This window comes from Variovorax terrae, from assembly GCF_022809125.1.
GTDB classification, from domain to species: Bacteria; Pseudomonadota; Gammaproteobacteria; order Burkholderiales; family Burkholderiaceae_C; genus Variovorax_A; species Variovorax_A terrae.
This window is the reverse complement of the sequence record NZ_JALGBI010000001.1, coordinates 1054070-1067023: the sequence shown is the minus strand read 5'-3', so window position 1 is coordinate 1067023 and position 12954 is coordinate 1054070. Positions and strand designations below refer to the sequence as shown.

The 12954-nt window shown below is 67.7% G+C and carries 11 protein-coding genes; 2 read left to right on the top strand and 9 right to left on the bottom strand.

Going from position 1 to position 12954, the window contains the following annotated elements; translation table 11 throughout:
• Positions 1-85 precede the first annotated feature (85 nt).
• On the top strand, positions 86-847 hold the full coding sequence (locus MMF98_RS05020) for an IclR family transcriptional regulator (RefSeq protein ID WP_243304936.1): 762 nt from the start codon (positions 86-88) through the stop codon (positions 845-847).
• 29 nt (positions 848-876) lie between these two features.
• On the opposite strand, the gene MMF98_RS05015 is transcribed toward MMF98_RS05020, so the two are convergent.
• The 9 genes from MMF98_RS05015 to MMF98_RS04975 form a co-directional block, all read right to left on the bottom strand.
• Positions 877-1863, bottom strand: coding sequence for a branched-chain amino acid ABC transporter permease (locus MMF98_RS05015; RefSeq protein WP_243304934.1), 987 nt, complete (start codon positions 1861-1863; stop codon positions 877-879).
• 13 nt (positions 1864-1876) lie between these two features.
• Positions 1877-2761 (bottom strand): branched-chain amino acid ABC transporter permease, encoded by an 885-nt coding sequence (locus tag MMF98_RS05010; protein WP_243304933.1) that lies wholly within the window; start codon positions 2759-2761, stop codon positions 1877-1879.
• Between the two features lie 30 nt (positions 2762-2791).
• Positions 2792-3997, bottom strand: a complete 1206-nt coding sequence (locus MMF98_RS05005) for an ABC transporter substrate-binding protein (RefSeq protein WP_243304931.1) — start codon at positions 3995-3997, stop codon at positions 2792-2794.
• Between the two features lie 36 nt (positions 3998-4033).
• A complete protein-coding gene (locus MMF98_RS05000; RefSeq protein ID WP_243304929.1) occupies positions 4034-4744 on the bottom strand; it encodes an ABC transporter ATP-binding protein in 711 nt (236 codons plus the stop codon).
• A gap of 87 nt (positions 4745-4831) precedes the next feature.
• Complete coding sequence (locus MMF98_RS04995; RefSeq protein WP_243304927.1) at positions 4832-5602, bottom strand: ABC transporter ATP-binding protein; 771 nt, start codon at positions 5600-5602, stop codon at positions 4832-4834.
• A gap of 234 nt (positions 5603-5836) precedes the next feature.
• Positions 5837-7399 (bottom strand): DHA2 family efflux MFS transporter permease subunit, encoded by a 1563-nt coding sequence (locus tag MMF98_RS04990; protein WP_243304925.1) that lies wholly within the window; start codon positions 7397-7399, stop codon positions 5837-5839.
• Between the two features lie 65 nt (positions 7400-7464).
• A complete protein-coding gene (locus tag MMF98_RS04985) occupies positions 7465-8775 on the bottom strand; it encodes an HlyD/EmrA/EmrK family protein (protein WP_243304924.1) in 1311 nt (436 codons plus the stop codon).
• Between the two features lie 34 nt (positions 8776-8809).
• Entirely contained in the window at positions 8810-10321 is a 1512-nt protein-coding gene (locus MMF98_RS04980) for an efflux transporter outer membrane subunit (protein WP_243304923.1), read from the bottom strand.
• Positions 10311-10838 carry a MarR family winged helix-turn-helix transcriptional regulator gene (locus MMF98_RS04975; RefSeq protein WP_243304922.1) on the bottom strand — a complete coding sequence of 176 codons (528 nt, stop codon included), beginning with the start codon at positions 10836-10838 and terminating at the stop codon, positions 10311-10313. Before MMF98_RS04975 ends, MMF98_RS04980 begins: the two co-directional genes overlap by 11 nt.
• A gap of 77 nt (positions 10839-10915) precedes the next feature.
• On the opposite strand from MMF98_RS04975, the gene MMF98_RS04970 reads away from it, so the two are divergent.
• The gene (locus MMF98_RS04970) at positions 10916-12691 is read left to right on the top strand and encodes an ABC transporter transmembrane domain-containing protein (protein WP_243304921.1); all 1776 of its coding nucleotides are present in this window, start codon (positions 10916-10918) and stop codon (positions 12689-12691) included.
• Positions 12692-12954: the final 263 nt, after the last annotated feature.

The window sequence follows — 12954 nt, the reverse complement described above, 5'->3', positions numbered from 1 at the left end:
ATCCTATCTGATTCTATTTTGTAGATCAATTGTTCCATATATGAGAACAACATTAGAATAGAACCCGAACATCGGAGGACACGCCATGAACAACACGCTGATCAAGGGATTGCAACTGCTCGAAGTGCTGGCCAGCCGCGACGGCACGGCCGGCGTGAGTGAACTGGCCCTCGAACTGGGCATGGGCAAGAGCAACGTGCACCGCACGCTGCAGGCCCTGGTGGAGCTGGGTTACGTGGTCAACGAGGACAGCCGCGGCGCCTACCGCGCCTCGCTCAAGATCTGGGAGGTAGGCGCTCGCGTGATCGCCCGGCTCGATGTGCGCCGGGCCGCCTCGCCGGCCATGCAATGGCTGCTGGAGGAAACGCGCGAGACGGTGCACCTGTCGGTGCTGGATGGCGACCAGGTGGTCTATGTCGACAAGCTCGACAGCCCGGAGCCCGTGCGCGCCTACAGTGAGATCGGAGGCCGTGCGCCCGCCTACTGCGTGGCCACCGGCAAGGCGCTGCTGGCCTGGCGCGACAAGCCCCCAGCCCTCTTGCGCCCGGCCGCTTCACCGCGGCAGGCCTTCACGCCGGCCACCCTCACCGATCCCGCCGAGCTGGTGCGCGAGCTGGCGCGCATCCGCGCGCAGGGCTATGCAGTCAACCGGGGCGAGTGGCGCGCCAGCGTCTGGGGCGTTGCCGCACCCATCGTCGATGGCACGGGACAGGTGGTGGCGGCGATCGGCTTGTCGGGCCCGGCCACCCGCATCAAGCCCACGCGCGTCAAATCATTGGCGGGTTTGGTGACCGAGGCCGCGCAGCGCGTGTCGGACACGCTCGCCGTGGGAGGCGATGCCGGCTAGGACCGGTTCTCTCCGTGCACGAGGCCGCCTCAGTGTCTTGCGCCGCCGCGCCAGCGGTCCAGCAGCGCGATGACCTCGCCCATGATGCCGCGGCGGAACGCCAGCACACAGACCACGAAGATGAAGCCGGTGACCAGGGTGACCGACTCGCCAAGGGTGGTGAACCAGTCGATGCCCGTGAGGCTGGCCAGGAAATTGCCGATCTCGCCCAGCTTGTTCTCCAGCACCACCACCACGGCCGAGCCCACGAGCGGGCCTGACAGCGTGCCCAGGCCGCCCACGAGCGTCATCAGGATCACATGGCCCGAAGCCGTCCAGTGCACGTCGCTGAGCGTGGCAAAACCGAGCACCAGGGTCTTGAGCGAGCCGGCCAGGCCGGCCAGCGCGGCCGACAGCACGAAAGCCAGCAGCTTGAAACGGCCCGTGTCGTAGCCCAGCGAGATGGCGCGCGGCTCGTTCTCCTTCACCGCCTTGAGCACCTGGCCGAACGGTGAGTAGATGATGCGCATGATGAGCAGGAACGCCGCCACCACGATCGCCAGCGTCACGTAGTACATGGTCAGGTCGTTACCCAGGTCCACCAGCCCGAACAGCCGCCCGCGCGGCACACCCTGCAAGCCATCCTCGCCGCCGGTGAATTTGGCCTGCAGGCAGATGAAGAACAGCATCTGCGCCAGCGCCAGCGTGATCATCGCGAAATAGATGCCCTGGCGGCGGATGGCCAGCACACCGAACAGCCAGCCCAGCGCAGCGCCCGTCAGCGTGCCGCACAGCAGGCCGAGCTCGGGCGTGAGGCCCCAGACCTTGATGACATGGCCCGCGACGTAGGCCGAGCCGCCCAGGAAGGCCGCGTGCCCGAACGACAGCAGCCCGGTGTAGCCCAGCAGCAGATTGAATGCCGAGGCAAACAGCGCAAAGCACAGCAGCTTCATCACGAACACCGGGTACGCGCCCAGGAACGGCGCCGCGAGCAGCGCCAGCAGCAAGACCCCATAACCGACCAGCTTCTTGTTCATGCCCTGTGCCGCCTCATTTTTCCTTGCCGAACAGGCCCGCGGGGCGGATCAGCAGCACGATCACCATGATCACGAACACCACGGTGGACGAGGCCTCCGGGTAGAACACCTTGGTGAAACCCTCGATCACGCCCAGCCCCAGGCCCGTGAGGATGGAGCCCATGATGGAGCCCATGCCGCCGATCACGACCACGGCGAACACCACGATGATCAGGTTCTGCCCCATCAGCGGCGACACCTGGATCACCGGCGCGGCCAGCACGCCGGCGAATGCCGCCAGCGCCACGCCGAAACCATAAGTCAGCGTGATCATCAGCGGCACGTTGATGCCGAAGGCTTCCACCAGGCGCGGGTTCTCGGTGCCTGCGCGCAGGTAGGCGCCCAGGCGCGTCTTCTCGATCACGAACCAGGTGGCGAAGCACACCACCAACGATGCCACCACCACCCAGGCCCGGTAGTTGGGCAGGATCATGAAGCCGAGGTTGGTGGCGCCCGAGAGCTGGTCCGGCGCGTCATAGGCCAGGCCCGAGACGCCATAGATCGAACGCAGCACGCCCTCGATCAGCAGCGTCAGGCCCAGCGTGAGCAGCAGGCCGTAGAGATGGTCGAGCTTGTAGATCCAGCGCAGCAGCAGGCGCTCGATCAGGATCCCGAACACCCCCACCAGCAGCGGCGCCAACCCCAGCATGAGCCAGTAGTTGATGCCGAAATAGTTCATGCCCATCCAGGCCAGGACGGCCCCGAACATGAACAGCGCGCCATGGGCGAAGTTGATGACATTGAGCAGGCCGAAGATCACGGCCAGGCCCAGGCTGAGAATGGCGTAGAACGAGCCATTGACCAGCCCCAGGAGGAGCTGGCTCAGCATGGACGGCAGGGAGACACCCAAAATTTCCATGGCGGCAGGACGGCAGTCAGTGTGCTGCGCTTACTTCCACAGCGAGCACTTGGACTCGGCCTTGGTCGTGAAGGCCTGGTCGCCCGGGATGGTGGCGGCCACCTTCATGTAGTCCCAGGGGGCCTTCGATTCGGCTGGGCTCTTGACCTGCATCAGGTACATGTCATGCACGTAGCGGCCGTCGGCGCGGATCTGGCCCTTGGCATAGAAGTCGTCGATCTTCATGCTCTTGAGCTCGGCCATGACCTTGTCGGCATCGTCGGTCTTGGCCGCCGTCACCGCCTTGAGGTAGGTCATGGTGGCGGAGTAGTCGGCCGCCTGCACGCTGCTCGGCATCTTCTTGTTCTTCTCGAAGAAGCGGCGCGCGAACTTGCGCGTGGCGTCGTTCATGTCCCAGTACCAGCTGTCGGTCAGCAGCAGGCCTTCGGTGTTCTTCAGGCCCAGGCTGTGCACGTCGTCGATGAACACCAGCAGGCCGGCGATCTTCATGGTCTTGGTGATGCCGAATTCCTTGGCGGCCTTCATCGCATTGATGAAGTCGCCGCCGGCGTTGGCCATGCCGAGGATCTGCGCCTTGGAGTTCTGCGCCTGCAGCAGGAACGAGGAGAAGTCCGAGGCATTGAGCGGGTGCTTGACCGAGCCCACCACCGTGCCGCCGTTGGCCTGGATGACCCGCGTGGTGTCGTCCTGCAGCGACTGGCCGAAGGCGTAGTCCGCAGTCAGGAAGTACCAGGACTTGCCGCCCTGCTTGACGATGGTCGCGCCCGTGCCCTTGGCCAGGGCCACGGTGTCGTAGGCATAGTGCACGGTGTAGGGCGAGCAGTCTTCGTTGGTCAGGCGCGCGGAGCCGGCGCCGTTGTTGATGTAGACGCGCTTCTTCTCGGCCGCCACCTTGGCCGAGGCCAGCGCCGTGCCGGAGCTGGTGCCGCCCAGGATCAGATCGGCGCCGTCCTGGTCGATCCACTCGCGCACCTTGGAAGCGGCGATGTCCGCCTTGTTCTGGTGGTCGGCGAACACCAGCTCGATCGGCTTGCCCAGCACCTTGCCGCCAAAGTCCTCGATCGCCATCTTGATCGCTTCCACCCCGCCCTTGCCGTCGATGTCGGCATAGAGGCTGGACATGTCGGTGACAAACCCGATCTTGACCTTGTCGCCCGAGATCTGCGCCGATGCCCCGGTGGACACCAGACCCAGGCCGGCCAGGGCCAGCGACAGCAGAGACAGTTTGCGTTTCATGAGAAGCTCCTTTGGTTGAGGAAAAACACGACCGGATCAGACACCCAGCAATTCATTGAGCACCGGCATCTTGGCGTCGAGTTCGGCCGCGCCGAAGCGCTCGACGATGCGCCCATGCTCCATCACGTAGAAGCGGTCGGCCAACGGCGCCGCGAAGTGGAAGTTCTGCTCGACCATCACGACCGTGTAGCCCTTCTCGCGCAGCATGGTGATCATGCGCGCCAGCGCCTGCACGATCACGGGCGCCAGCCCCTCGGAAATTTCGTCGAGCAGCAGCAGCCTGGCACCGGTGCGCAGGATGCGCGCCACGGCCAGCATCTGCTGCTCGCCGCCCGACAGCCGCGTGCCCTGGCTGTGCCGCCGCTCGGCGAGATTGGGGAACATGGCGTAGATCTCGTCCAGCGACATGCCCGGGCCCATGCCCTTGAGCTGGGGCGGCAGCAGCAGGTTTTCCTCGCACGACAGGCTGGAGAAGATGCCGCGCTCCTCGGGGCAGTAGCCCAGCCCCAGGTGCGCGATGCGGTGCGTGGCCAGGCCGATGGTTTCGGTGCCGTGGACCCTGACCGAGCCCTTGCGCGCGCCGGTCAGCCCCATGATGGCGCGCAGCGTGGTGGTGCGGCCGGCGCCGTTGCGGCCCAGCAGGGTGACCACCTCGCCGGGCTGCACCACCATGTCCACGCCGTGCAGCACATGCGATTCGCCGTACCAGGCCTGCAGGTCCTTGATCTCCAGTGCGGGAGACGTCATGGGGCCCCCCGCCGGGCCGTCCCAAGGGAGGCCCGCGCCCCCTCGGGGGGCAGTGAATCCACGAAGTGATGAGCGTGGGGGCTCATGTCAGTGCGCTCCCTGCAACTGGCCTTCGGTGGTGCCCATGTAGGCCTCCATCACCTGCGGGTTCCTGGATACTTCGGCATACGGGCCCTCAGCCAGCACGGCGCCGCGCTGCAGCACGGTGATGGTGTCGGCAATCGTGGCGACCACGCCCATGTTGTGCTCCACCATCAGGATGGTGCGGCCGGCGGACACTTTCTTGATGAGCTGGGTGACGCGGTCCACGTCCTCGTGGCCCATGCCCTGCGTGGGCTCGTCCAGCAGCATGAGTTCGGGCTCCATCGCCAGCGTGGTGGCGATCTCCAGGGCGCGCTTGCGGCCGTACGGCAGGTTGACCGTGGTTTCCTCGGCGAGGTCTTCCAGGCCGACTTCGGCCAGCAGCTGCCGCGCGCGGCCGTTGAGCCGGTCGAGCGACGCCTCGCTTTTCCAGAAATGGTAGGAGATGCCGAGCTTGCGCTGCAGGCCGATGCGCACGTTCTCCAGCAGGCTCAGGTGCGGGAACACCGCGGAGATCTGGAACGAGCGGATGATGCCGCGCCGCGCGATCTGCGGCGGCCGCTCGTGCGTGATGTCGTGCCCGTTGAAGGTGATGGTGCCCGAGGTCGGCTCCAGGAACTTGGTCAACAGGTTGAAGCAGGTGGTCTTGCCCGCGCCATTGGGGCCGATCAGCGCGTGGATGGAGCCACGGCGCACCGAGAGATCCACCTGGCTGACCGCCGTGAATCCCTTGAACTCCTTGGTGAGCTGCTTCGTTTCAAGAATGATGTCACTCATCTTGGGCGCGCCGCTCCAGCATGCTGATTGTTCTCGTCATTTTCCCGCCTGAGGCCCCGGCAATTCGAGGCCGCACCATCCTATGCCTGTGCCGGCGTTCAGGCTACTGGGACAAATGCGGATGGGCCTGATCAGGAAACTGCAAGCTAAACGGAGAACCCCGCCGTGCAAGGCGGGGCTCTGGCTCGGGAAGGCGCCAGGGCCCGGGAACGGGCGCGCCTGGGGCCGGCGGCGTCAGTGGGCGCCGGCGGCGGCGTCCGCGCTGCCCGGGCTCGCGCGCTGCGGCCGGGACAGCCAGACCAGCGGGATCAGCGCCAGGAACATCAGCGCAGAGATGTAGAACATGTCGTTGGCCGCCAGCATGAAGGCCTGCTGGTCGATCAGGCGGTTGACCTGGGCCAGCGCCTGTTCGGGGCTCAGCCCCGCGCCGGCCAGGCCCGACAGCGCGCCGTTGGCCGCCTGGCTGCCCTGGTTGATGCTCTCCGCGAGCTGGGCGTGGTGCACGGCGGCGCGGTTCTCCCACAGCGTGGTGGTGATCGAGGTGCCCATGGCCCCCGCCGTGATGCGCGCGAAGTTGGACAGGCCCGAGGCCGCCGGGATGCGCTCGGGCGCGATGCCCGACAGCGTGATGGTCACCAGCGGGATGAAGAAGAACGCCATCGACACGCCCTGCAGGATGGTCGGCACCATGATGGTGGCGAGGTCGGCCTGGGTGTTGAAGCGCGAGCGCATCCACAGCACCAGCGCGAACACGATGAAGGCGAAGGTGGCGAAGCGCCGCGGGTCCACCTTGCCGATGTTCTTGCCCACCATCGGCGAGAACACGATGGCCAGCAGGCCCACCGGCGCCATCACCATGCCGGCCTGGGTGGCGGTGTAGCCCATGTACTGCTGCAGCCACAGCGGCAGCAGCACCACGTTGCCGAAGAACAGGCCGTAGCCAACCGAGGTGGCCAGCGTGCCGGCCCAGAAGTTGCGGCGCTTGAACAGCGTGAGGTCCACCACCGGGTGGTCCTCGGTCAGCTCCCAGATCAGGAAGAACGCCAGCCCCACCACGGCCACCACGGCCAGGCCGACGATCAGCGGCGAATGGAACCAGTCGTATTCCTTGCCGAGGTCCAGCATGATCTGCAGCGCACCGATCCACACCACCAGCAGCGCCAGGCCCACGGCGTCGATCGGCAGTTTTTGCGTGAGGCTCTCGCGCTTGTGGTAGATGCCCCAGGACGCGACCGCCGCGATGATGCCCACGGGGATGTTGATATAGAAGATCCAGGGCCAGGAGATGTTGTCGGTGATCCAGCCCCCGAGCAGCGGCCCCATCACGGGCGCCAGCAGCGTGGTCATCGACCACATGGCCATGGCCAGCCCGGCCAGCGCCTTCGGGTAGCTCGACAGCAGCAGGGCCTGTGACAGCGGGATCATCGGCCCGGCCACGAAGCCCTGCAGCGCGCGAAACGCGATCAGCGTGGTCATGTTGGGCGCCAGGCCGCACAGCCAGGAGGCCAGCACGAACATCAGCACGCTGGCGACGAATAGGCGCACCTGGCCGAAGCGCTGCGACAGCCAGCCGGTGAGCGGCACGGCGATGGCGTTGGCCACGGCGAAGCTGGTGATGACCCAGGTGCCCTGGTTCGGGCTCACCCCCAGGTCGCCCGCGATGGCGGGCAGCGACACGTTGGCGATCGACGTGTCGAGCACGTTCATGAAGGTGGCCGCCGACAGGGCGATCGTGCCCCAGGTGCGGGCCGAGCCCTCCAGAGGAGACGGCTGTGTGTAAGGTGCGGCGGAGGACATGGCCTGGGTCGGAGCTGCCGGCTTTCACCGGCGAGGGATGGAGGGAAGCGATGGCGCCTGCGGGTTCAGTGGGTCTGCGTCGCGGCCGCCGAAGCCGCCTGCGCCGCCACCTTGGGCATCGCGGTCGCGGGCGCCCGGTCCTTGGCCGCCACGGCCCGGGCCGCGCCCTGCCCCACGTTGGCCGCGATCACCTTGCGCACTTCCTCGTTGGCGCCGCTGTCGAGCGAGGCATAGACCTGCGTCTGCGTCGCGGCGTTGTCGCGCGGCGCATCGGCCAGGGTCTTGCCGTCCTTGTTGGACACGTCCACCGACACATCCATCGACAGGCCCACGCGCAGCGGGTTGTCGGCGAGCTGGGCCTCGTCCAGCGCCACGCGCACCGGCACGCGCTGCACCACCTTGATCCAGTTGCCGGTGGCATTCTGCGCGGGCAGCAGCGCGAAGGCCGCGCCGGTGCCGGCGCCGAGGCCCGCCACCGTGCCCTTGTATTCCACCTTCTTGCCGTAGACGTCGGCCGTCAGGGTAACGGGCTGGCCGATGCGGATGTTGCGCAGCTGCACTTCCTTGAAGTTGGCATCCACCCACACCTGCTTGAGCGGGATGATGGACATCATCGGCGTGCCGGCCGCCACGCGCTGGCCAAGCTGCACCGTGCGCTTGGCCACATAGCCGTCCACCGGCGCGGGCATGGCCGCGCGCTGGGCGGCCAGGTAGGCCTCGCGCACCTTGGCGGCGGCAGCCTGCACGCTCGGGTGCTGCTCGATGCTGGTGCCTTCGGTCATGGCCTGGTTGCTGGCCAGTTGCTCCCGCGCGGCCACCACGCCGGCCTGGGCCGCGGCCAGCGCGCTCTTGGCGTTGGCCAGCGTGGTCTGCGCGTGGTTGAGTTCTTCCTTGGAAACGGCGCCGTTGTTGATCAGCGACTGGCGGCGGTTCAGGTCGTCGTTGGCGCGCTCGATGTCGCTCTGCGACTTGACCACGTCGGCCTCGCGCAGCGTGATCTGCGCGGCCAGCGAGCCGTTGTTGGCATACAGCGTGCGCACCTGGCGCACGGTCTGCGCAAGGTTGGCCTCGGCCTGCTCGAGCGCCACCTTGGCGTCGGCCGGGTCGAGCTTGACCAGCGGCTGGCCAGCCTTCACGAAGTCGGTGTCGTCGGCAAAGATCGCCATCACGGTGCCGCCGATCTGCGGCGTGATCTGGATCACGTTGCCTTGCACGTAGGCGTTGTCGGTGGTCTCGTAGTGGCTGGCCACCAGCCATTCGTAGGCGGCCCAGCCGAGGCCGGCCACGACCACCACGCTGGCCAGCGCGGTCAGCGCCTTCTTGCGCTTGGGGTTGCCGGGCTGCTCAGCGGCGGCGTTGGTTTGGGGAGCGTTCATGAGTTTCTCCGGGATCTGAATGAGTGTTTCGGATTCAGCGTGCCGCGACGCTGTTTTGGGCATTCAATGTGCCAGAGGTCCTCGTGGCGTGGTCATTGTTTGCTATTGATTTGGTAGCATCCGTGTAGCCGCCGCCCAGGGCGCGCACCAGCGCCACCTGCGTGTCGAGCGCGCGGGCCGCGAGGTCCACGGCCAGGCGGCGCTGGTTGAGCACCGTGCTCTCGGCCGTCAGCACATTGAGGTAGTTGCCCAGGCCGGCCTTGTAGCGCTGCACGGCGATGTCGTAGGCGCCTTCGGCGGCCGCCTGCGCGGCGCGCTGCTCGGCCTGCTGGCGCGTGATGGACTGCGACGAGGCCACCTGGTCGGCCACGTCGTGCACGGCGTCGATCACGGCGGCGTTGTAGCTCTCCACTGCGGCATCGAGGTCGGCAGTCTTGCCGCGCAGGTTGGCGCGCAGGCGGCCGCCCTCGAAGATCGGCAGCCGCAGCGCCGGGCCCACGCTCCATTGCTCGCTGCCGCTCTTGAACAGGCGGTCGAAGCCCAGGCTCGAGAAGCCGGCAAAGGCGACCAGGTTGATGTTCGGGTAGAACTGGGTCTTGGCATTGCCCACGTCCTGGGTGGCCGCCTCGACGCGCCAGCGCGCGGCGGCGATGTCGGCGCGCTGGCCCAGCAGGTTGGCCGGGATCACGCTGGCGGCCGGCGTGCCCTTGAGGGCGGACAGGGCCGGCGGCTGGAGCCCCTGCGCCGCCTGCGGCTGCCCCACCAGGGCCGCCAGTGCGTTGCGCGCGAGCGTGGACTGCTCCTGCAGCGCCTCGATCTGCTGGCGCGCCTCGGGCAAGCCGCCTTCGCTTTGCCGCAGCTCCAGGCGTGTGTCCAGGCCGGCGTTGACGCGGTCGCGCACCAGCGCCAGCGTTTCCTCGCGCTGGGCCAGGGTGCGGCGGGCCACGCCCAGCTGTTCGTTCAGGCGCGCGAGCTGGAAATAGCCGCGCGCCACCTGGCTGGCCAGCAGCACGCGGGCCGCCTGGGCATCGGCCTCGGCCGCCTTGGCGGTGCCGAGCGCAGCGTCCAGCGCGGTGCGGTTCTTGCCGAAGAAGTCCAGCTCCCAACTGCCGTTGAGCTGCACCGTGCCCATGTTCTGGATCGCGCCGCCCAGCGGCGGCGGGTACAGGCTGTTGGCGCTGAAGAGCTGGCGGTCCAGGTCCACGGCGCCGCTGAGCTGCGGCTTGGTGGCGGCTTCAGCCACCTGGGTCACGGCCTGGGCCCGGGCCAGCCGGGCCTGCGCCAGCTTGAGGCTGGGGCTGCTTTGCAGCGCCTGGGCGATCAGACCGTTGAGCTGTTCGTCGCCGAACTCGCGCCACCATTCGGCGGAGACGGTGGCCCCCCCAGCGGGGTCGCCCGCCAGCCCGAGCGAGGCGGCGTCGCGCAGGCTCGATTGCGGCGCGATGCCGGCCATGTCGGCGCAGGCGGTCAGGCCGAGCACCAGCACGAGGGCGCCGAGCTTGAGCCCCGGCAGGGAGAGCGCTCCCCGGGCTTGCTTATTTTTCATTCGATTCTCCGTTGACCACGAGGGCCTGGGCGTTGCTCAGGATGCGGAGCAGGTAGCCCTTGAGGGTCTGCCATTCTTCATGGGTGAAACCTGCCAGGCAGGCGTTCTGGACGCGCGCAAGCACCACCGGGATTTCCCGCGCGGCCTCGCGCCCTTCGTCGGTCAGTTTCAGATTGACCACGCGGCGGTCTTCGGACGAGCGCTCGCGGCTGCACAGGCCCTTGGCCTCCACCCGGTCCAGCAGCCGCGTCATGGAGCCGGCGTCCAGCTCGCATTCACGCGCCAGCTCGGCCGCCGTGCTCGCATGGCCCCGATAGAGCTTGAGCAGGGGAACCCACTGGGCGTTGGTAAGGCCGTTGGGCTCCATCTGCTGCTCCACGGCCTGTCCCAGCCGGGTCACGGTCTTGCGCAACAGATAGCCCAGGCTCTGCTCCGCGAAGTAGTTGTCGGGGTCGTAAAACCCGGCATCCTTTCCCGCAGAGGCGTCGGTCGCCGTGGCAGTCACTTTTGAGTCCATGGCGGCAATAGTAATTGTCTAAGCAATTATTGTCAAGGCCATTTCTGCAAGGGCAAGTTCTTGACTACACTCGCTGCATGGCTACTTCCACCGCCCCCAAGGGCGCCCCCCGCTCCCTCTCCGGCCTCGTGCCGTTCTTGTGGCCCTATCGGGGCCGCATCGCGCTGGCCCTGCTGTTCCTGGTGATGGCAGCGGTGGCCACGCTGGTGTTTCCGGTGGCGCTGCGCAGCCTGATCGACGGCGGGCTGGTGGCCACCGACAAGGGCGCCCAGGTGATGGCGCTGCGCGAGCACTTCCTGGCGCTGTTCGCGGTGGCCGTCGCGCTCGGCCTGTTTTCGGCGGCGCGCTTCTACATGGTGAGTTGGCTGGGCGAGCGCGTCACGGCCGACCTGCGCAACGCGGTGTACGGCCACGTGCTGCGGCAGAGCCCCGAATTCTTCGAGACCACGCAGACCGGCGAGGTGCTGTCGCGCCTGACGGCCGACACTACGCTGGTGCAGACCGTGGTGGGCTCGTCGCTCAGCATGGGGCTGCGCAATGCCGTGATGGGCGTGGGCGCGCTGGCCATGCTGGTGTGGACCAATCCCTACGTGATGGTCCAGGTGCTCGGCATCCTGGTGCTGGTGGTGCTGCCCAGCGCCTGGTTCGGCCGCCGCGTGCGCCGGCTGTCGCGCGCCAGCCAGGACCGCGTGGCCGATTCGAGCGCCATTGCAGCCGAGGTGCTGAATGCGATTCCCGTGGTGCAGAGCTACACCGCCGAGTCGCGCGAGTCGGCGCGCTTCGATGCCTCGACCGGCAGCGCCTTCCAGACCGCGGTGCGCCGCACGCGGGCGCGCTCGGTGCTGGTGGCCTTCATCATCATCGCCACCTCGGCGGCGCTGCTGTGGGGCCTGTACCAGGGCACGCAGGCAGTGCTGTCCGGGCGCATCACGGCCGGCCATCTGGGCCAGACCGTGGTCTACGTGATCATCTTGGCCAGCGCCTTCGCCGTGCTGGGCGAGGTCTATGGCGACCTGCTGCGCGCGGCCGGCGCCACCGAACGTCTCATGGAGCTGCTGCACAGCCGCTCACCCATCGTTTCACCGCCAAATCCGGCCGAAGTCCAGGTCACGCGGTCCGGGAGTGCTATCAATTTCGAAGCAGTCACCTTCCACTACCCGTCCCGCCCCACGCAGGCGGCGCTGAGCGATTTCACGCTGGCGGTGCGCCCGGGCGAAACGGTGGCCCTGGTCGGCGCCAGCGGCGCGGGCAAGAGCACGGTGTTCCAGCTGCTGCTGCGCTTCTACGACCCGGCCTCGGGCGGCATCCGGCTCGACGGCGTGGCCACGCGCGACCTGGCGCTGGCCGACCTGCGCCAGCACATTGGCATCGTGCCGCAGGACGCCGTGATCTTCTCGACCAGCGCGCTGGAGAACATCCGCTACGGCCGGCCCGAGGCGACGGACGAGGAAGTGCAATCGGCGGCGCGGGCGGCGTTCGCCCACGAGTTCATCAGCGCGCTACCCGAGGGCTACGCCACCTTTCTCGGCGAACGCGGCGTGCGCCTGTCGGGCGGCCAGCGCCAGCGCATCGCGATCGCGCGGGCCATGCTGAAGAACCCGCCCCTGCTGCTGCTGGACGAAGCCACCAGCGCGCTGGACGCCGAGAGCGAACGCATGGTGCAGGCGGCGCTGGAATCGGCCATGCAGGGCCGCACCACGCTGGTGATCGCACACCGGCTGGCCACGGTGCAAAAGGCCGACCGCATCGTGGTGCTGGACCACGGCAGGATCGTCGAACAGGGCACGCACGACACGCTGGTGGCCGCCAACGGCATCTATGCCCGGCTGGCAGCGCTGCAGTTTGCGGCGTGAAGTGCCAGTCCAATGCGTCAGTGCCGCTAAAACGTGCTTGATGCAACCAGCGAGCGGCTGAGCGCTGGCGTCAAGCGCCGATCACGGTGATGAATCACCCGGACATGCCATCGTGGGTAGGGTTGCGGTTACCGCATTCCGCCAGCGGCGCGCCGGCCTCGCGCACGATCTTGTCCACCACCAGCTACGACAACTCCAGCACGCGCCGCCGCGCCACGCGGATGCACCTTTGTTCGGCCGCGGCCACGAAGGCATGCCGCTCG